The sequence below is a fragment of the Pseudoalteromonas sp. S1609 genome (assembly GCF_005887255.1).
Lineage (GTDB): Bacteria > Pseudomonadota > Gammaproteobacteria > Enterobacterales > Alteromonadaceae > Pseudoalteromonas.
On record NZ_PNDJ01000013.1, the window covers coordinates 87,336 to 108,829 of the forward strand.

At 40.3% G+C, this 21,494-nt stretch carries 16 protein-coding genes and 1 pseudogene; 7 read left to right on the top strand and 10 right to left on the bottom strand.

Going from position 1 to position 21,494, the window contains the following annotated elements:
- Positions 1 to 117: 117 nt before the first annotated feature.
- Positions 118 to 1,845, bottom strand: coding sequence for a DUF885 domain-containing protein (locus CWB76_RS04580; protein WP_138605791.1), 1,728 nt, complete (start codon positions 1,843 to 1,845; stop codon positions 118 to 120).
- Between the two features lie 428 nt (positions 1,846 to 2,273).
- Here CWB76_RS04580 and CWB76_RS04590 point away from each other — a divergent pair, with 428 nt between their 5' ends.
- Entirely contained in the window at positions 2,274 to 2,780 is a 507-nt protein-coding gene (locus tag CWB76_RS04590) for a TFIIB-type zinc ribbon-containing protein (RefSeq protein ID WP_138605793.1), read from the top strand.
- Between the two features lie 54 nt (positions 2,781 to 2,834).
- On the opposite strand, the gene der is transcribed toward CWB76_RS04590, so the two are convergent.
- From der to ndk, 9 genes and pseudogenes are all read right to left on the bottom strand, one after another.
- Positions 2,835 to 4,304, bottom strand: a complete 1,470-nt coding sequence (gene der, locus CWB76_RS04595; protein ID WP_010389444.1) for a ribosome biogenesis GTPase Der — start codon at positions 4,302 to 4,304, stop codon at positions 2,835 to 2,837.
- A gap of 93 nt (positions 4,305 to 4,397) precedes the next feature.
- Entirely contained in the window at positions 4,398 to 5,576 is a 1,179-nt protein-coding gene (bamB, locus tag CWB76_RS04600) for an outer membrane protein assembly factor BamB (protein WP_138605795.1), read from the bottom strand.
- Between the two features lie 10 nt (positions 5,577 to 5,586).
- On the bottom strand, positions 5,587 to 6,207 hold the full coding sequence (locus tag CWB76_RS04605) for a YfgM family protein (protein WP_138605797.1): 621 nt from the start codon (positions 6,205 to 6,207) through the stop codon (positions 5,587 to 5,589).
- Positions 6,208 to 6,251: 44 nt separating this feature from the next.
- Entirely contained in the window at positions 6,252 to 7,532 is a 1,281-nt protein-coding gene (hisS, locus tag CWB76_RS04610) for a histidine--tRNA ligase (protein WP_138605799.1), read from the bottom strand.
- Between the two features lie 187 nt (positions 7,533 to 7,719).
- Positions 7,720 to 8,838 carry a flavodoxin-dependent (E)-4-hydroxy-3-methylbut-2-enyl-diphosphate synthase gene (gene ispG / locus CWB76_RS04615; RefSeq protein WP_008111348.1) on the bottom strand — a complete coding sequence of 373 codons (1,119 nt, stop codon included), beginning with the start codon at positions 8,836 to 8,838 and terminating at the stop codon, positions 7,720 to 7,722.
- Between the two features lie 5 nt (positions 8,839 to 8,843).
- Positions 8,844 to 9,725 carry a RodZ domain-containing protein gene (locus CWB76_RS04620; RefSeq protein WP_138605801.1) on the bottom strand — a complete coding sequence of 294 codons (882 nt, stop codon included), beginning with the start codon at positions 9,723 to 9,725 and terminating at the stop codon, positions 8,844 to 8,846.
- A gap of 372 nt (positions 9,726 to 10,097) precedes the next feature.
- Positions 10,098 to 10,997: pseudogene (pilW, locus tag CWB76_RS04625) on the bottom strand (type IV pilus biogenesis/stability protein PilW); the annotation flags it as partial.
- Positions 10,998 to 11,111: 114 nt separating this feature from the next.
- Positions 11,112 to 12,242 (bottom strand): dual-specificity RNA methyltransferase RlmN, encoded by a 1,131-nt coding sequence (gene rlmN, locus CWB76_RS04630; protein WP_010389431.1) that lies wholly within the window; start codon positions 12,240 to 12,242, stop codon positions 11,112 to 11,114.
- Positions 12,243 to 12,425: 183 nt separating this feature from the next.
- Positions 12,426 to 12,857 (bottom strand): nucleoside-diphosphate kinase, encoded by a 432-nt coding sequence (gene ndk, locus CWB76_RS04635; protein ID WP_008111339.1) that lies wholly within the window; start codon positions 12,855 to 12,857, stop codon positions 12,426 to 12,428.
- A gap of 271 nt (positions 12,858 to 13,128) precedes the next feature.
- Between ndk and CWB76_RS04640 the strand changes: the two genes are divergently transcribed.
- From CWB76_RS04640 to CWB76_RS04665, 6 genes are all read left to right on the top strand, one after another.
- Positions 13,129 to 14,454, top strand: a complete 1,326-nt coding sequence (locus CWB76_RS04640; protein ID WP_138605805.1) for a methyl-accepting chemotaxis protein — start codon at positions 13,129 to 13,131, stop codon at positions 14,452 to 14,454.
- 154 nt (positions 14,455 to 14,608) lie between these two features.
- On the top strand, positions 14,609 to 15,997 hold the full coding sequence (trhP, locus tag CWB76_RS04645; RefSeq protein WP_138605807.1) for a prephenate-dependent tRNA uridine(34) hydroxylase TrhP: 1,389 nt from the start codon (positions 14,609 to 14,611) through the stop codon (positions 15,995 to 15,997).
- Between the two features lie 14 nt (positions 15,998 to 16,011).
- Positions 16,012 to 16,257, top strand: coding sequence for a YfhL family 4Fe-4S dicluster ferredoxin (locus tag CWB76_RS04650; protein ID WP_138605809.1), 246 nt, complete (start codon positions 16,012 to 16,014; stop codon positions 16,255 to 16,257).
- Between the two features lie 280 nt (positions 16,258 to 16,537).
- Positions 16,538 to 17,257, top strand: a complete 720-nt coding sequence (locus CWB76_RS04655) for an SIR2 family NAD-dependent protein deacylase (protein WP_138605811.1) — start codon at positions 16,538 to 16,540, stop codon at positions 17,255 to 17,257.
- A 146-nt stretch (positions 17,258 to 17,403) separates the two neighbouring features.
- Positions 17,404 to 18,219 (top strand): TlpA disulfide reductase family protein, encoded by an 816-nt coding sequence (locus CWB76_RS04660; RefSeq protein ID WP_138605813.1) that lies wholly within the window; start codon positions 17,404 to 17,406, stop codon positions 18,217 to 18,219.
- Between the two features lie 254 nt (positions 18,220 to 18,473).
- Positions 18,474 to 21,401, top strand: a complete 2,928-nt coding sequence (locus CWB76_RS04665) for a TonB-dependent receptor (RefSeq protein WP_138605815.1) — start codon at positions 18,474 to 18,476, stop codon at positions 21,399 to 21,401.
- Positions 21,402 to 21,494: the final 93 nt, after the last annotated feature.

The following is a 21,494-nucleotide window of genomic DNA, read 5'->3' on the forward strand; positions in this document are numbered from 1 at the left end:
TTTTAAAATCATTTATTTTACGAAGCAAAAGCGAGCAGGGATTAGTTTTGAGGTGTTTAATAGGGCTTTAAAAAGAGGCGATAACAATACCGCCTCTCAATTTGTTTCCGTTGTATCTTAGATAGCTAATTTTTGCTGTGCTATCCAGTCGTTAATTACATCTTTAAGTACCGCCATAGGAAGTGAACCTTGACCAATAACGGTGTCGTGAAAGCTGCGTATATCAAATTGTGCGCCTAGTTCTTTTTCGGCTTTTGCACGCAGTTCGCGTATTTTAATTTCGCCCATTTTGTATGAGAGCGCTTGGCCTGGCCATGAAATATAGCGGTCTATTTGATCTTCCACGGCGCTTTGTGGCAAGGCGGTATGATCAGCCAAATAATCAATCGCCTTTTGGCGGCTCCAACCAAAAGCATGAATACCGGTATCAACCACTAAGCGCACTGCGCGCCACATTTCGTAGCCTAAACGGCCAAAATCGCTGTACGGGCTTTGGTAAAAGCCCGCTTCTTTACCTAAACGCTCTGTATAAAGTGCCCAGCCCTCGCCAAAAGCAGAGTGGCTCAGTGTGCGTCTAAACTCAGGAACGTCTAACTCCATCGCAATGGCGTTTTGTAAATGATGCCCAGGTATGGCTTCGTGTAGGCTAAGTGCTTCTAAATTATATAAAGGCTGCAGTTTTGGAGTTGAGGCTAAAAAGTAAGTACCAGGCGAGCGGTTATCAGCAGGTGGCATATAAAACGCCCCACGACTCGCTGAGCCTTTTATAGTAAAGGTGTTACGCGGTAAATGGCCAAAGTAAGTGGGGAGTTTGCCATACATTTTTTGCGTTATAAAAGCGGTTTTTTCTAGCAAGTCTTGGGCGTCTTTTGCGTAAAATTGCTCATCGGTTGCTAAAAATTTTAAAAAGTCGCTGTAGCTGCCTTCAAAACCAACGTTATCAATAATGGCTTGCATTTGTGCTTTAATGCGCGCCACTTCTTTAAGGCCGAGTTCATGAATTTGTTTAGGTGTAGAGTTAGTGGTGGTGTAATAATTAACCGTGTACTTGTAATAATCAAGGCCCCCTTTAATACTTGCAATACCCGGCTGCGATCTACAGTGCGGCATATATTCGTTTTCAAAAAAATCGTAAAAGTGCTGATAAGCAGGCACAACTTTTGAGGCAATTAATGTTTTAGCTTTATTTTGGTAAGTTTCTTTTTGCGCTGCAGTAAATGTATTAGGAATGCGGGTAAATGGCTCATATAAGGCGCTATTCTCAGGTTGTTTAACTATATGAGCGTTAATGCTTTGGCCATAATTTTTAAACGTTTCGCAGTAATGTGTAAAACCGGTTTGAATGCCTTGTTTCATTAAATTAATGTTTTGCTGATTAAAACGAGGGTAGTCACTAAGGCTAACTAAAAATGCATCGTAATCCTCGGCAGTTAAAAAGGCCATGTTAGCTGGCGCTTCTGCAAAGTAAGTATGCCTGCCACTTAAAAAATTAACCGGAAAATACTTATCTTGATAAAGGTAGCTTTGCTGCTCTGTTTCTCGCTCATATTTAAATAAGCGGTAGTTCATTAGCTGCTCGCTATTGAGTGTTTTTGGGTCAATGCTGGCTAAGCTTTTTAGTACGCTGTTGTTATAAGCTTGGCGCTTAGCAATGGCTTGCTCACTCCAATTTGGCAATGTACCGTTTGGTTTCCAACCGTCTGGATCGGTTCTAAAAAATATTTTCTCAGCTTTGGCATTTTGCCAATGGTTATCAATAATGATTGTTAAGTCACTGTTACTGTCGGCTAAGCTTGGCAGCGAGGTGGCTGCTAAACAAATAGCTAAAATTGTTTTTTTAAACATGTTGAATTTCACTTTTTAGAGTTTTAATTGTTATTCATGCGCGTGCCTATTTTACGATAATAACAAGTTCACTCAATTAATGCGTTGGTTTTTAACAGCAGTCTAGCTTATTGTTTTACTGGTGTTTAAAATAAAACATATTGGAGTAGCGATATTTAATAACGTATTTTGCTAACCGAAAAGGCGAATAGCCAACACCCAAATATTTATTGAGCATTTCATGCTTAGCTTTGCAGGTTCGAAATCCGATTATGATGAAGAAAAATGGATTGGGATTATTTGCCACACGTGACAAAAAATGTCAGATGATGCACATGAGTTTGTATTGGCAGGTCACACTACATTGCTACCACCATTAATTGGCCTGATACACAAAGCATTAGAATAACTATTTAACTTTAGGTATTAAAATAAAAAGGATTTTGAAAATGTTGTGCCCTCGTACGAATACACCATTGGAGTCTATATTAGTTGGCGGTATCACTGTTTATACATCGTCGTTAGGAGGCGTTTTTTTCGATAACAGCCAAATTTTTAAATTTAGCTCGCCAGAGTTAAAACATGGTCAGGTTTTACTTAAGTATTTAAGTAATTATGCCGAAGGTGAGGGTGAAGTCGCAATGCGAGTAAATTGCCCTAAATGCCCAAGCATAGTGATGATGCGTAGGTATTTTTCACCGCTAAAAGCAGTTGAAATAGATGAGTGCCCAAGCTGTGCGGGAATATGGCTTGATAGTGGCGAATTAAGCAAAATACATGAAAACCATTTAACACCCAAAGAACGAAAACTGCTAGCCCAAGAAATGGCCACCAATCATGGGTTTATAACTATTAAAACGCCAAAATCGAAATATTATCCTAAAGCGCCTAAAAACCTTCAAGGCACCACAGTTGAACGGCTGGTGCAATTGGCATTACTTAATTTTGAATCATAAAAAACGGCGTACTATAAAGTACACCGTTTTATTAAACTGACTTAATCAAAATCGTTATGACTTATTGCGGTTTTCTTTACTAAACGCGCGAATTTTACGTTTTTGCGACAGGGTTACTTTATTAGTACGCCCTGCAAATGGGTTATCGCCTTCTCTAAATTCAATTTTGATTGGCGTACCCATAATTTTAAGTGCTTTACGGTAGTAGTTCATTAAGTAGCGTTTGTAGCTATCAGGTAGGTCATGTACTTGGTTACCATGAATAACAATACGTGGCGGGTTGTAGCCCCCAGCATGCGCATACTTAAGCTTAACACGACGTCCACGAACAAGTGGCGGCTGGTGGTCGGCCTGTGCCATGTCCATAATACGACGCAGCATAGCAGTGCTAATTCGCTTAGTTGCCGACTCATACGCTTCGTCAACTGATTCAAATAAATGGCCAACACCGGTACCATGCAGAGCAGAGATAAAGTGTAGGCGGGCAAAATCAATAAAGCCTAAACGACGATCAAGCTCAGTCTTAATACGGTCTTTAACGTAGTTATCTAGGCCATCCCACTTGTTCACGGCAATAACCAATGAGCGTCCTGAGTTAAGGGCAAAACCTAACAGGCTTAAGTCTTGATCAGAGATACCATCGCGGGCATCAACCACTAGTAACACGACGTTACAATCTTCGATTGCTTGTAGCGTTTTAATGACTGAGAATTTCTCAACCACGTCACTTACTTTTTTACGTTTACGCACACCAGCGGTATCGATAAGAATATATTCTTTGTCGTTACGGGTCATCGGAATGTAAATTGAGTCGCGGGTTGTACCTGGCATATCGTATACAATAACCCGGTCTTCACCTAGTATACGGTTAGTAAGGGTTGACTTACCTACATTTGGACGACCAATAATTGCCAGCTTTACCGGCTTGTCGGCAAACGCTTGGTGATCGGTGTCATCTTCTTCACCTTCTTGATATAAGTCGATAAGTTCTTCATCGTCATCGGCTACATCTTCATCAAGAGCGGCAAGTTCAGCAATAACAGGCTGAAGAGTTTGCTCAAGCAGTAAAGTAATACCACGGCCATGTGCGGCAGCGATATGATGAACTTCACCAAGTGAAAGTTGATAAAATTCAGCACAGTTTGAGTCAGCATCAATGCCGTCTGTTTTATTGGCAACAACAAAACATTTTTTCTCTTGCTTACGTAAGTGGTTAGCAATAGCTTGATCAGCCACTGTCATACCCACGCGAGCATCAACTAAAAATAAAACAATATCCGCTTCTTCAATGGCTAGTAATGACTGATCAGCCATTTCGGTTTCGATACCTTCTTCTGAGCCATCAATACCGCCCGTATCTACCACGATAAATTCAAAGCCATCGTAATTTGCTTGGCCATATTTTCTATCACGCGTTAAGCCAGGAAAGTCGGCAACGAGTGCATCACGAGTACGTGTTAAACGGTTAAATAATGTGGATTTGCCCACATTGGGTCGCCCTACAAGAGCGATCACGGGAAGCATAAACTACCTCTTTAAAAAACAACAAAAGGCTTCGCAGTGCGAAGCCTTACAAAAAATAATTAACTATTAGTGCCTTACACTAATAGTAGACAGTTAGTTCGGTATTTTTACCGCGCTAACTTCACCATCGCGGGTGTATAAAATCAATTTATCGTCAGCGACAACGGGCTCAACAAAAAAACCTGAGCTGTCAAAGTCTTCACGAGATACTAGCTCGCCAGTTTCTTTATTTAACCAATGCAAATTGCCTTCTTGGTCACCTAACGCTAAATAATTACCGGCAACCGCTGGACCTGTTAAGTACCAGCCACGTAGAGCGGGTTGGCTCCAACGTTCAATGCCTGAATCTTTATCAAGTGCATAAACAACGCCGTTACTATCAACAACGTAAATTGTTTGCAAATCCATGCTAATTTCACGGTAGCTGCTGTATTCACGTTTCCATACAACATTACCTGAACGAATATCTACTGCTGATAAGTTACCATTGTATGCAATAGCGTAAGCAAATGGACCGCTAATGATCGGCTGCGTATCTACATCAACTAAACGTTCAAACTCTGATGCGCCTTTTGGCACTGCAATTTCTGCACTCCATGCCGAGTAGCCACTCTCAGAAATTAAAACACTTAACTTACCAGTTTCTAAGCCTAGTAACACACCACCGTTAGCCACAGTAGGTGAGCTTTGACCGCGTAAAGTTAGCGGTGGCACTTCTTGCTCAAAGCTCCAGCGTTCTTCACCAGTATCTGGGTGAAGCGCAAGTAACTTACCTGAGGCTAAATTGACAAAGATTAAGCCATCGCCTGCAGCGGGTTTAGAGAGTGATTCGCCAGGTACTTTTTTACGCCAAACTTCTTTACCAGTCTCACGGTCAAGTGCAATTACATAACCATGTTCAGAGCCTAAATAGATTTTACCATAAGCTTGTAATATTCCGCCTGATAATTTTGCACTATCGTTATCGCTCCAAGGCCAAAACGATAAATCTTGGCGAACGTCGGTTTCCCATTGGGTATCGCCATTGGCAAGTGATAAGGCTTCTACTTGGCCTTCACGGCTAGCAACATACACTGTCTCTTTATAAACAGCAGGTGATAGGCGTGAAAAGTAATGCTCTACACCGTCCCCAATAGATTCTTGCCATACCACATCAGTTTCAAACTGATTGGCTATTTCTGGAAGCACCAGTTCTTCTTCGTCATCACTTGAAGAACACCCCATTAGGGTTGCCATACATAGGGCAAGCGTTGCTGTTGTTATTTTTCTCATGCCTAAAACCTTATGCCGCTGGGCTAGTTACTGCTAGGTCATCTAACTTAATTTGTAAAAGAGGATTACTCGTTAATCCGCCGGCATCAACAGCAGCTTGGTAGGCTACGCGTGCTTGTTCTTTATTGCCTTGCTGAGTGTAAATGTCACCTTTTAATTCAGCCACATTTGCGTTAAATGCTTCAGGAAGAGGAGCATTTAACGTACTTAATGCATCATCGTATTGCTGCTGAGCAATTTGCACACGCGCTAAACGTGTTGTTGCAATGGCTTTAAGCTCTGCGTTATCAACGTTAGTTACGATCCAGCTTAACTTTTCATTTGCTACATCTAAGTTTTGGGCATCTACTGCTTCTTTTGCAGCAACAAATGCCGCTAGAGTTGCGTACTGAGTGTCTTTGTTTTCAGTGATAAATGCATCAGCAGATGCTAATACGCTGTCGCTTTCAACAAGCTTAGTGTATGCATCAGATGCTTGCTCTGCAGTCGTTATTTGATTTTGGTTGTATGCTTTCCAGCCATATAAACCACCTAAACCAACAATAACGCCTAACGCTAGTGAAAGGCCGTTTTCACGAAAAAAGCGTTTAATTGCTTCTGCTTGTTGTTCTTCTGTTGAATAAATTTCCATGCTTACCTCTGTTAAAGCGCTTCACTACTTACGCTTTATATAATTTAGCTATTAATTAGTTCTGCAAGTAACGTTTTAGCTTGTTCTAGTTCTAGTGTGACTTGTTCCTTACGCTCACGTAAGTATTTAATAGTCACAACGCCTTGCTCTAATTCATCTTCACCGATAATAATTGCGACGAGCGCATCGCTTTTATCAGCACGTTTGAGTTGTTTTTTAAAGTTACCAGCGCCAGCGTGCACCATAACCCGTAATCCAGGTACATCACGACGTAAGGTAGATGCAATTATAGGCGCTTGAATACTGGCTTTGTCGCCCATAGCTGCTAAATATACATCAGCACTACGGCGTATGTCACCTACACATTCAAGTGCTTGAAGTAGTAAAACCAAGCGCTCTAAACCCATCGCGAAACCTACCGCAGGGGTTGATTTACCGCCTAATTGCTCTACTAAGCCATCATAACGACCACCAGCACATACAGTACCTTGTGCACCTAAGCTGTCGGTTACCCATTCAAATACAGTGCGGTTGTAATAATCTAAGCCACGTACCAGCTTTTCATTAACCGTGTATTTGACGCCTGCGGCATCTAATCGTTCACATAAATTTTCAAAATGTTCTTTTGATTCAGCATCTAAATGTTCAGATAGCTTTGGTGCATCGACTAAGATTGCCTGAATGTCTGGATTTTTAGTATCCAAAACGCGCAGTGGGTTAGAGTACATACGACGTTTTGAATCTTCATCTAGTACATCGGTATGTTGTTCTAAAAAGGCGATTAAGGCATCGCGGTACTGTGCGCGAGCTTCGTTTGAACCTAATGAATTAAGTTCTAAACGCACATGGTCAGTAATGCCAAATGCTTCCCAAAGTTGCGCCGTGAGTAAAATAACTTCGGCGTCAATATCGGCGCTGGCAATACCAAAAGTCTCTAAACCAAACTGATGAAATTGACGGTAACGACCTTTTTGTGGGCGTTCATGGCGAAACATAGGGCCCATGTACCAAAGGCGTTGTTCTTGATTGTATAACAGGCCATTTTCGTTACCTGCACGTACACACACTGCAGTCCCTTCCGGGCGCAAGGTTAAATTGTCGCCGTTACGATCGGCAAAGGTGTACATTTCTTTTTCTACTATATCGGTTACTTCACCAATAGAGCGTTTAAATAGGTCGGTTGATTCTACAATTGGAAAACGAATTTCTTGATAACCAAACGATGATACGGTCTCGCGTAAAATGTGTTCTACTTTCTGCCAAACTTGCGTATCGCCTGGCAGGCAATCGTTCATACCGCGAACTGCCTGAATTTGTTTTGCCACTGATAAATCCTAAATCTGTTTATGTGCAACCCTGGGCTGCAACCACGTAAAACTAAAAAATCGACCCTGCATTATAACCTTAACTATAAGGTAATTGCGAGCGTAGCGGAGCGTACGTAATTTATACTACGTTGTGAATACCGCGACTAAAAAAGGTCATTTAAATACATAGTGTTGTAACAACACATCACTCTACGATTTTTATGTCGATTGGAGTTTGTTGTTGCTTCTGTTCAATGAAATCGCGTACATAGCCTTCAAGTTGATCAACAATATTATTGTTATCAATACGGGCTTTTTGGCGTTCGCCATTAATGTATAAACCTGAGCGACGGTTTGCGCCGGCAAGGCCAATATCACTCACTAATGCTTCGCCTGGTCCATTAACCACACAGCCAATGACTGACACTGAAACTGGCTCAATAATATCTTCTAAACGCTCTTCAAGTTGATTCATGGTGCTTACTACATCAAACTCTTGGCGTGAACAGCTAGGGCAAGCAATAAAATTAATACCGCGAGAGCGAATACGCAATGATTTTAATATATCAAAGCCTACTTTTATTTCTTGAACTGGATCTGCTGCTAGTGATACACGCAGCGTGTCACCAATACCTTCAGCTAATAACATGCCTAAACCAACAGCCGATTTAACTGAACCAGAGCGCATGCCGCCTGCTTCAGTAATGCCTAAATGCAGTGGCTGATCGATCTCTTTTGCAAGTAGACGATACGCGCCAACTGCTAAAAATACGTCTGACGCTTTCACCGAAATTTTAAATTGGTCAAAGTCTAAGCGACGTAATATATCTACATGGCGCATTGCCGATTCAAGTAGAGCTTCAGGTGTTGGCTCGCCGTATTTTTCTTGTAGGTCGCGCTCAAGTGAGCCGCCATTTACGCCAATACGAATTGGAATGTTATGCTCTCGAGCTGAGTCGACAACCGCTCTAATACGCTCTTCACTGCCAATGTTTCCTGGATTAATACGTAAACAATCAACGCCATACTTTGCTACTTTTAATGCAATACGGTAGTCAAAGTGAATATCAGCAACCAGCGGTATCGATACCTGCTCTTTAATGCTTTTAAATGCTTCAGCTGCATCCATAGTTGGTACAGATACACGCACTATGTCAGCACCGGCATCTTGAATCGCTTGAATTTGAGCTACAGTGGCATCAATGTCCATGGTGTCTGTGTTGGTCATTGACTGCACGGCAATTGGTGCACCATCACCAATTGGAACATTACCCACATTAATGCGGGTGGATTTTCTGCGTTTTATAGGAGATTCTGAAAACATAGCGACTACTCTGCTAAGGGTAATTTAAATTTAGCTAAACGGTTTTTAGGAAAAGCCGAAATATCAACTGGCTCACCATTTAGGGTAATACGAACAACATCGTGCTTGCCTAATACTACTGAAAAAGGTGCTACACCGGTTAGGGTCATTTCGTAGCCTGCTTTTTTTACACCAAATGCAATTTTCTCATCGTTGGCATCGTGGATTTCAACCCAGCTTTCGTCATTAAACATCATAATAATGGTGCTTAAATCACTGTTTGTTAGTTCACTTTGGCTTTGTGCATCGTTAAGGGGCGCAGCCTGAATTGTTTGTTGTTCATTGATTACGGCTGGGTTTGCTTGTGGTGCAGGCTCAATATTATTTGATTGTGCTTCATCGACAGCTTCATTGGCCTCATCAGCGAGTCGTTTTGTATTTTCTTGTTGCACAGTGATGAATGAGTTACTCGCTTTTATAGTATTAGTTTGTTCATCAATAGGCGTTGCATTTTGCCACCACCATACGGCTGATGAGCCAATAACAATGGCTAAAATTAAGTAACTTACCGTCATTAGTCGACTGTCATGCGCTTCTTTTTCTGTACGCCTTGAAAAGCTTTGCATATCTACAGGCTTATCTGAAGCACTAAAGGCAGGCAACATCGCTAAAATAGCGCTGCTATCTATGTTTAGTGTGCGGCAATAATTTTTTATGTAGCCTTTAACAAATGTTTTTGCGCCTAGTAAATGATATTCATCGTTTTCAATATGCTGAACTTGTAATTCAGTTAACTTTAATAACGAGGCAATATTAGCAAGGCTAATGTTTGCATTTTCTCTATGTGTTTTTAGTATTTGACCTACAGAGGGTTCATCGCTCTGCGGTTGTGTATTATCTTCATTCATAATGTGTATCAGTTTGGATCCACTAGTAAAAGTTTAAGTTTTGGCTTAACAACCAGAGTAAGACTTCGTTTTTATTTTTTAGTATTCGTTAATTCTTGTTGCTAAGGCGCACTATAAAAAGGCACTACATTTAATATTTTAAAAACTATACCGTGTTTTGATAAAGTTTATGTGTTTTTAAGTCCTTTAATACACCTTATTTGTAGCAGTTTAGCATTGTATCACACTGAAATGCTAAATTGCTTTCCCCTAAAACAAGCATTTGCACATCACCCTTTGTGCTTTATTTTAGTTTACAGTTAAAAGGAGTGTAATTATCTAGCGTATTTTTTTGATTTGCTCATCTGACGCTTTGTTATTTGAAGCCGGTACTGGGCTTTTTTTACGAATAATTTTTATTTTCGGCTCAGCAATAATTTGGTTGTTATTACTACTTTCTTGTAATTCATCTAGCTGGGCTTGGCGATATTTTTCACGTAGTACTTCAAATTCTGTTCGTCTTAACTGATTATCGCGAATGGCGTTAGCTTGCATACTACTTGGGTAGGTTTGTAGTAAGGTTGTCGCAATTTTTTCTGCTTCTTCAATTTTCCCCATTCGTTGTTTAACCAAATAGCCAAGCAACAAAGCGCGAGAAGAAACTTGCGCGGTATCGTCATAACGTTTTATTAAGTTACTGGCTTTGTACAAGTCGCTTTTTGCATAATATAGAGCCGCTAAACTTATTAATGTAGATGCGCGTTGTGAGCTATGGTTTAGTGCTTGTTGAAAATAGCTCTCGGCATTTGTGAAATCGTTAAATTCAATAGCGCACAGGGCCAAATTTTCATAGCTTTGCGCTACACGAATATAACTGGGTATTTCAATCGCTTTTAAAAACTGATCGGTGGCGCGATCATACTCATTAATACTGCACAAAAACGTGCCGTAGTTGTTTAAGGTGTTAGGGTCGTTTGGCTTGATAGCCAGTGCTTTTTGATAGGCTTTGTCGGCTAATCCGTTCTCGCCAACTTGTTGGTAATAGTATGCTAAAGAGTAGTGTACTTCGGGTAAGTTTGGGGCGTACTCGCTGGCACGTTCTAAGTTATATTTCGCTTGAGAGTTATTGCCTGTATTTAAATACTGTAATGCCAATGCTATGCGCGTGCGAGCTGCACCATCGTTATTAATTTTATTCTCGAGGACCGGTTTATCGCTGCCGTTGTAACTATTCTCGGTAACACAACCGCTTAAAAACAGTGTTGATAGTGCTAACGTAAGTAAAGATCGCATTACTTTGTCTCTTTATTTATATCCATAACCTCTATCTTACCTCAAAGCCTTTGTGTTGCATCATTTATTTAAAAATAAACGATATATCACAAAGGCTCTTGATTACTCAAAAAATTAGGCTTGATGAATATTCACTGCAATTGCATTGTCATCACGCATTTTCTTTTTCGCCATACGCTTCGTACGGTCTACAACATCGCCAGCTAACTGGCCGCAGGCAGCGTCAATGTCATCTCCTCGGGTACGACGAACAATACAGGTAATACCCGCAGCTTGTAATACTTTAGAGAAACGATCAATTCGACTGTTGCTTGAACGAGTATATTCATTACCTGGGAATGGGTTAAATGGAATAAGGTTAACCTTCGATGGTGTTCCTTTTAACGTTTTAACCAGTTCATGAGCCTGATCGGTACTATCGTTCACGCCGTTAAGCATTACATACTCAATAGTTACATCTTTGTTGGCTTTTGAACCGTCAATGTAACGACGACACGCAGCTAAAAACTCTTCAATTGGGTATTTTTTATTGATCGGTACTAAAATATCACGCAGGGCGTTATCTGGCGCATGCAATGAAATTGCCAGTGCTACGTCTATTTTTTCTTTCAATAAATCAAGGGCAGGTACCACACCTGAGGTGCTTAATGTAACGCGGCGTTTAGATAAACCAAAGCCCCAGTCGTCCATCATTAATTCCATCGCCGGTACCACGTTTTTAACGTTAAGTAACGGCTCGCCCATACCCATCATCACTACGTTAGTGACAGGACGTTTTTCGCTGTTGCCATCTAGGCCAATATCTTTGGCTACTCGCCATACTTGGCCGATAATTTCAGACACTTTTAAGTTACGGTTAAAGCCTTGTTGAGCCGTTGAGCAAAAAGTACATTCTAGTGCACAGCCCACTTGAGAAGATACACACAAGGTGGCACGATCTTTTTCTGGGATCCAAACTGCTTCAACTTCTTGACCGCCCTCTAACACGAGTGCGTATTTAATGGTACCGTCGCTGGCTTGTTGGCGAACTGATATTTCTGGTGCAACAATTTCGCATTCATTTTTAAGCTTTTCTTTTAGCTTTTTGTTTACGTTACTCATTTCGTCGAAATTATCTACGCCAAAATGATAAATCCATTTCATCACCTGATCGCCACGGAATGGCTTTTCACCGAATGATACAAATAGCTCTCGCATTGCATCTCGGTTTAAATCTAATAAGTTAATCTTTTTTTGCTCGGTCATGTAACAACCTCAATCGGTGGCGGTGATGGTAAAAATTTACAAGGACGAATTGTACACAATTCATCCACTATAATCATTAAGTAAAACATCATAAATAAACGGCTAATACTTTACGTAATGACTAAAAAAGGGCTCGAAAGCCCTTTTCATACTTTGCATCACAGGGTTAGCTGTGAACTCTAATTAACGAGTACGTGGGCAAAGCTCTTCGTCAGCGAAGAAGTACGCGATTTCGCGAGCAGCAGATTCAACAGCGTCAGAACCGTGAACCGCATTTTCGTCGATGCTATCAGCGTAGTCTGCACGTAAAGTACCAGCTAGTGCTTCAGCAGGGTTAGTAGCACCCATGATTTCACGGTTTTTAAGAACAGCGTTTTCGCCTTCAAGAACGGTAACCATTACTGGGCCAGAAGTCATGAAAGATACTAAAGCGCCAAAGAAAGGACGTTCGCTGTGTTCAGCGTAGAAACCTTCAGCTTTCTCTTGTGAAAGGTGAACCATTTTAGCTGCAACGATTTTAAGACCCGCAGTTTCGAAACGGTTGTAGATTGCGCCGATGTGGTTTTTAGCAACTGCATCAGGTTTTACGATTGAAAAAGTACGCTCTAAAGCCATCTTTGTGCTCCAATAATTTAAATAAAAGGTTGAATATTAACGGGCGCGAATTATACGCGTTTTAGTTAAAAAAACCTAATTTATTCTACTTTTCCAACTTTTTAAATTTGCTAGCTTGTATTTATGAACTAAAAACAATGTTTTTACATTTATTATATGTTCATAAACTTGAACTATACTTTTTTATCTAAATGGTGTGACTTTTGTTAAATATACACTTTTATATGGATCCAAATGCAGGTCGAGTACATGCAAAAATTAAGGTAAATATATGTTTTTTAACCAATCTTTAAAAAATCAAATTGCTGATTTACAAAGTAAGCTTTCTGTAGGAGAGCAGGTTAAGCAAAGTTTAGATAGTGAGATGTTGGTATTGGAGCTTGATAAGCAAGGTGCAATATTAAGACAAAATAAAAACTTTGAACGGGAATTTAATTACTCAAATAGCCAAATACTCAATAAAAAGATTTTAGATTTTATTCCAGAAAACGCTAGAAATAACGCTGATTTTCATGCCTTTAAAAAAGCGTTAAGTAAAGCCGAACATTTTGCTGGCGCTATTCAAGTATCCCACCAAAACGGACAACGAGATTGGTTACGCTGTATTTTACACCCGATAAAAAATGAGCAAGGTCAGCTTGAGTATTTAACCCTGCATTGCACTGTGCTTACACAAATAATTGAAAGCTCGAGAGAAAACGAAGATTTAATCAAAGCATTGCATCGTTCAACAGCGGTTATTGAGTTCGATACTCAGGGTATGGTTCTGCGTGTTAATGACAACTTCTTAAAAAGTATGAGTTATTCAAAGCAAGAAGTTTTAGGTAAGCACCATGGTATGTTCTGTAATGAGCAAGAAGCGAGTAGTAAAGAGTATCAAGTCTTCTGGCAGCGCCTGCGAAATGGCGAGTTCATTGCCGGCAGATTTAAACGTATTGATAAGCATGGTAATGAAGTGTGGTTAGAAGCGTCGTATAATCCGATTTTTAATGAAGCAAATGAGCTTTATAAAGTAGTTAAATTTGCTACTGTGATCACAGACCAAGTAGAAAAAGAACAGGCCACAGAACAAGCGGCGAATATTGCGCATGGCACTTCAATTGAAACTGATAATAACGCGGATAAGGGCGCAGAAGTGGTACAAAAAACCGCACAGGTTATGAACGAGCTGTCGGTGCAAATGGAGCAAACAGCTCAAGAAATTTCAGCGTTAGATAAACAATCGCAACTGATAGCGAGCATAGTGCAAAGCATTAGCAGTATTGCTGACCAAACCAACTTACTAGCACTTAATGCAGCTATTGAGGCTGCAAGAGCTGGTGAGCAGGGGCGCGGTTTCGCTGTAGTCGCTGATGAAGTCCGTTTGCTTGCCTCAAGAACCAGTAAAGCTACCGAAGAAATTGTGGATGTTGTACAGCAAAATCAAAACTTAACTCAAGCCACTGTTGCTGTTATAGAGCAAGGTAGAAATAAAGCGCAACAAGGACTCGAACTCTCCAAAGAATCTGGTGTTGTAATGAGTGACATTAAAAAAGGCGCGCAACAAGTTGTTGATGCCGTTAGCCAATTTTCTAATCAATTAAGTAGTAAAAAATAACTTAAATTTGCTGCTCTTCATTTTTAACACAGAAGAGAAATTTTGATGATCTTGATCAAAGTTTCTCTTTTGACCACTCATTATACTTGCGCGCTTTATTTCCCTTAACTATTCATGCAACCGGCTTGAACTCGGTTCGATGTATGGAGCGCACATGTCAGCAGTTACTTCTTCAACCCCGTTTATTCCTGAACTACTTTGCCCAGCAGGTAGCTTAAAAAACATGCGTTATGCCTTTGCCTATGGGGCAGACGCTGTTTATGCCGGCCAACCTCGTTACAGTTTAAGGGTTCGCAATAATGAATTTGATTTAGATACTTTACAAATAGGTATTAACGAAGCTCATGCGCTAAATAAAAAGTTTTATGTAGTGTCTAATATTGCCCCACACAATGCGAAAGTAAAATCGTATTTACGTGATATAGAGCCAGTAATTGCTATGAAGCCGGATGCATTGATCATGTCCGATCCTGGCTTAATTATGTTAGTGCGTGAAAAATGGCCTGATATGCCCATTCACCTTTCAGTACAAGCTAATGCAGTAAACTATGCCAGTGTATTGTTTTGGGTAAAACAGGGTATTGAGCGGGTAATTTTATCTCGCGAGTTATCGCTTGAAGAAATAAGTGAAATTCGCTCTTTATGCCCAGAAACAGAGCTAGAAGTATTTGTTCATGGTGCTCTGTGTATGGCCTATTCAGGGCGCTGTTTACTCTCAGGCTATATTAATAAACGCGATCCTAACCAAGGCACATGCACTAATGCGTGTCGTTGGGAATACGATGTTAAACCTGGCACTGAGAACGAAACCGGTGAAATGGTACATAAAATCGATCCTAAAACGGTTATACCTACGTTAGGTGAAGGCGCGCCAAGTAACAATGTATTTATGCTTGAAGAGCAAGGCCGCCCAGGCGAATACATGCCCGCATTTGAAGACGAGCATGGTACTTATATCATGAACTCAAAAGACTTACGCGCCGTGCAATACGTAGAGCAGCTAACAAAAATGGGGGTGCATAGCTTAAAAATAGAAGGGCGTACTAAGTCATTTTATTATGTTGCGCGTACCGCTCAGGTGTATCGTAAAGCGATTGACGATGCCGTCGCAGGTAAACCATTCGATGCTGATTTATTCAAAACTCTTGAGAACCTAGCGCACCGTGGTTACACCGAAGGATTTTTAAAGCGCCACGCCCACCAAGATTATCAAAATTACGAATACGGCCATTCAGTTTCTACCAAGCAGCAATTTGTAGGTGAGGTACTAGGGCGTAATGCTAATGGTTTGGTTGAAATAGATGTAAAAAATAAGTTTTGTGTTGGCCATTCATTAGAGCTAATGACGCCGAAAGGCAATATTAGTTTTACCCTAGAAAGTATGGAAAATAAAAAAGGCGAAAGCATCACCGATGCCAAAGGTTCAGGCCACATTGTAAAAATTCCACTGCCTGACACTATCGATTTAGAGCACGCGATACTTATGCGAAATTTGGATGAAAACCAAGATACCCGCAATCCTTTCAAACAAGCTGTTTCATAATAGAGAGTTTAATCATGGCTTTACTCATAAACAGCAAGTGCATTAACTGTGACATGTGCGATCCAGAGTGCCCAAATGGAGCAATTTATATGGGCGCTAAAATTTACCAAATAGACCCTGAAAAATGCACCGAATGTGTAGGCCACTACGACAAGCCTACTTGCGTCAGTGTATGCCCCATTGACTGCATAAAGCCCGATCCTAATCATCGGGAAAGTATAGATGAACTGGCTGAAAAGTATGTGAGATTAATGGGTTAGTTGCTTTAAAAAGATTACTATCTGTTTTTATTAGAAAGCCAAGTGTATTGCGACTAATTAGTTGTTGCTAATTGTTGCCATAGTTTCCAGTATGTCAATAATTAAAGAAAGACTTGGAGTGCACTTGAGCGGAACTAAAAATATAAAGAACTTTTTTGGTATCCTAATTTATTTTCAGCTAATCATCGGAGCCTAAATAATTTAATAGCAAAAGAGTAAAAGTCTCAAATTTACAATGTTATAAAGTATTATAAGTTTATTGAATGTAAGAGATTGCTTTATGAATACGTTATACATTACTGGGGCTGGTGTGAGTGCTGCTAGTGGTATTCCTACTTTTCGTGGTGAAGATGGTTTTTGGACCATTGGCAGTAAAAATTATACACCCATGCAAATGGCAACCCGTGCCATGTATAAAAATAATCCGCGAGAGTTTTTAGCCTGGTATTATCATCGCTTTGCTACCTATCGTCATCATGGTCCTAATGAGGTGCATAGTTGGCTAAGCGACAAAAACCTAATTACCCAAAATATTGATGGGCTAGATGGTAAGGCGGGTAATAAAAATTTTATTGCTATTCATGGACGGCTTGATCAAATGACGCTGTTTCATCATCAAGGTGATGACGTTACACCACAAACAACTCCTTGGGATAATGTTGATGAGAGCAACTTACATCGCTCTTTACTGGAGCTATTCAATATTGAAAATAACCAGCCTAAGCTTAATCATTCTCTAAAGCCCTTTGTGCTGTTATTTGATGAATATTACACCGAGCTATACCGTATTACTGAGGCGCAGCAGCGAATGATGAATGCCGATAAAATGGTATTTATGGGTACCTCTTTTAGTGTAAACATTACCCAAATGGCACTAGAGATTGCACGTAATTATGCTATTCCAATTGAAATTGTTGACCCTGAACCTACTCATGTACTGCACTCAAATGTAAGTTATAAGAAAATGACTGCATTGGAGTACATACAGCAACAAGGTTAAATAGGTTATATATTGCTGCTGGTATACATAATTTGTTATGCGTTATTAATAATCAGTACAGCTTACATTATGTTATTGTTGGCATTTAATTCACGCTGGTACTCGTTATTTTAGGTACTTAAATACATTATAGTAAGTCGGTAGCAATGTTAAGTATTTCTCTTGGGCCTTTGGTTATTTCCATTTCTCAGTTAATTATTTTTTTAGGGTTAGGCATTTTTTGGGGGCTTACCTATTTATTGACGCGCCAACATCCATTACAAAAAGCAATTTTAGATACGGTTTTTAAAGCAATTGTGGTGGGCTTTTTAGTCTCGCGTTTAGCGTTTGTGTTTACTATGTGGGATGCTTATCAAGGTAATTGGTGGCCGCTTTTTAATATTAGCGACGGTGGCTTTATTGGTTATTATGGCTGGCTAAGCGGTATAGTTGTTTTAGCGTTTTATGCGCGTGGTAAAAAAGCGGTAATGAAAAACTACGCTATTGCTGGGTTTGTAGGTTTTTGTTCAATGATTATTCCTAACTTTGCACTGTCTATTTATCAATCGGGTGTGCAATTACCGCAATCGGTTGTGCATAATATGCAAGGGCAGCAAGTTAACTTACAAAACTTTAAAGGTAAGCCGGTGGTTATTAATTTTTGGGCGTCGTGGTGTCCGCCGTGTCGAAAAGAAATGCCAGTGCTACAAGCTGCTCAAAAAAATAACTCAAATATTACGGTGGCGTTTGTCAATCAAGGTGAAGACTTACACACGGTAAAAGCGTTCCTTAATGAACAGCAACTCGACCTTAATCATGTGTTTTTTGACCAAAGCAGTAATGTGAGTCGCGAATCCGGTGCTGCAGACTTACCAACCACCTTGTTTTATAATAGCCAAGGAGAGTTAGTTACCAGCCATATAGGTGAGCTTTCTCATGCGAGTTTAGGCTATTATATTCAGGCGATTAGCGCTAAAAAATAACGGCGTATTGCTGTTTAATCGCGTCATTCCTTTTTATGCCATTTTATAAGCAGCTAAATAGCCATTTTGCGGCTTAACTACCTACTTTTATTAGAGTAGGTTACTTATTGAGACAGCATTCATCTATTCGTCAGTTTGCATTAACAAGCTATTAAGCTTGGTTATGTAAAATACAGCTACTTTTTTCGTACCATCTTTCCTTGGTACGCTCACCTTTAAGTATTAACTGTATTTTAAATGGAACTGTTAAAACTATGACCGCTCATCGGATAACTCAAACCTCTGCTCACTCACTTCCACGTTTTGTTAAATCAACGCTCTGTATCTCTATTTTATCTGTGTTTAATCACGCATATGCGGATGAAGCTGAAGATAAAGCATTAAAAAGTAAAGATATGGAAGTAATAGAGGTGCGTGGTATTCGTTCCAGTATGGCGGCTAATTTAGATATAAAACGTTTGTCTAGCTCTGTGGTTGATGCGATTACAGCTGAAGACATTGGTAAGTTTCCTGATAAGAACGTCGCCGACTCATTACAACGTGTACCCGGAGTGGTTATTGACCGTGACGGAGGCGAGGGCTCATCAGTTAGTATTAGGGGGTTATCATCTGAACTCACCTTTTCTCAGTTAAATGGTAATTTTATTGCGTCATCACCAGGAGAGCCATCTCGTTCGTTTGATTATGCATTACTCCCCTCAGCCATGATTGAAAGTGTGGAAGTGTATAAATCGCCAGAGGCACGTTTAGATGAAGGTGGAGTGGGCGGCACGGTATTAATGCATAGTCGTAAACCGCTAAGTATGGATGCAAACTCAGGGGTGATTAATATTGAAAGCACTTATGCCGATGTAACTGAAGAATCAGAGCCCCAAGTAACCGCACTTTATTCTTGGAAGAACGATGCTGATACTTTTGGTGTGTTGTTTGGTTATACCTCACAAACACGCACTAACCGCTCTCTTTCGGGTGGCACCGATGCAAATGTGTGGCGCTTTGCTGGTGATAACCCGGTTGATGTTAATGGCGCACCGATTGAAAATAATAATCAGTGGGGTTCAGTAAGCGATTCTCAAGGCAATAATTATGACAATGTCTGGTTTCCTCAAGTGGTTCGAGGTTCAATTGTAAACGAATTACGTGAGCGAGAAGGGATACAATTTAGCACGCAGTGGCGCCCAACTAGCCGAGTAGAAATTGGTTTTAACTATTTTGGATTTTCACTTGATAAAAATAGAACTGAATCGGTGATTGATATACCTGAGTGGTCTTTAAATCCTGACTTTTTAACCGATGTAAGTTTGGATGAGTCGGGCACGATAGTTAATGGAATGCAATTTGATGCAGCTGCAAGTGGCATAGAAAATGATATGCAATTGCCGTGGATGCGAGGCAGCTATGTGCGTGAAGAGTCAACCTCTGACACTTTTGATCTCAACTTAACCTACGAAGGTGATTACTTCAAAGCCCGTTTTGTGGCGGGTAATACACGTTCTGAAGGTGGCCCGAAAGAGAGTTGGGAAGCAGCTTATAAAAGTTCTAACGCGGGTGAAAATGAAAACCGCATAGAAAATGCCGCTAAAACAGCGGGTTGGAAAATTAATGAGAACGATATTAGTTTAAATATAGATCCAAATACGTTAGCTAACTTACTCAATGGTGTGGGTGGTGGGCGCGATCCGGGTTCGTCAAATTCAAGTTTTGTGCGTAGTGAACTTGAAGAAGATTACTACCAAGCTGATTTTGATATTTATACCGATTGGGGCATTTTAAGAACAATTAAAACTGGGGTTAAGTATCGAGAAGCTTCGCTTCACCGCGAAACCGGTAATACCTTCTTTTTAGATCCTAATTTTGATATTGCCGCAGCAGAAGCCAGTGAGGGTGGGATCACACGCTTTGATAGTTACCAGTGGAATAACGGTATGCCACTAGCACAAGATGTGTTTATCAACGAAGGTAATATTGCGGGTGGTTTTAATATAAATCAAATGCCCGGCATTGATTGGGATAAATACCGCGATATTGTGACCAGTAATTATGTGCCGTATACGCGTAAAGAGGATAATTTCATTTATGATATTGAAGAGCAAATAGCGGCATTTTATTTACAAGGTGATTTTGAATTTGATAGCGTGCGCGGTAATTTAGGGGTACGTGTTGTTCGCACGAAAACCATGACATCATCAACCGATCTGTACACATATTTGCTGGATCATACTGACGATGAAAGCGGGGAGGTGGTAACCGGAGACGATAGATTTGTTGAAGATTATCAACTCAATACTCAAGAGAATACCGATACCCAAATTTTACCTAGCTTTAATATTGCATGGGATGCAAGCGAAGATATTGTTGTGCGCGGCGCGATTGCAAAAGTAATGTCTCGCCCTGATTATGCCGATTTAGGTGCGCAACAACGCATTACGTTTGTCTCAGATGAGTGGGCCGACGACAGAGCTGAATTTAATGAAATTCCGGGTTTTAGTGGCAGTGGCGGTAATAAAAACTTAAAACCGTTTGAGTCGGTGCAAGCTGATTTATCTATTGAATATTATTACAGCGAAGGCTCTGCTGTTGGTTTAGCACTGTTTCATAAAACGGTTGATAATTTTGTTGTTCCCTTAGTTATTGATGTACAGCAAGATTTTGCTGGTAAAGAGGGCATAGTTGATTCGGGAAATATTACTGTATCGCCATATAGCACCGTGGGCAATGGTACTGATGCTGTATCTAAAGGGGCTGAAGTATTTATACAGCATGCCTTTGATAGTGGTTTTGGTTTTTACGCAAACTACACTTTTAATAAAACCAATAAGGCAGATGTAGAAGTAGATGGTAAAGAGTTTGGTAAATCGCCGTTAATTGGCAGTGCTAACTACCAGTACAATACTTCGATATATTATGAGGGTGATGCCTTTAATATTCGTGCTTCTTATAACAAACGCGGTGAAACCGTGTTGGGTTTAAATAGTGGTTTAAACGTGTATCAAGACCCATACGAGCAAGTTGATGTAAATGCATCAATTACTTTATTAGAAGACTTGAGCCTAACAGCTGCTGTGATTAATTTAACGAAATCTGAGTCGATAAAGCGCCTAGGTAACGATACAGAGTCTCGGTTATTAAACTCAAGCTATTCGGGCAGACGTTATTATGCGGGCATAAACTATCGTTTTTAATACTAGATTAGGGTAAACATACCGTCTTAATTGCGGTTTTAGCTTTTTCTTGTAGGTTATTACTTTATAATGAGCATTATAAAAATTATTTAA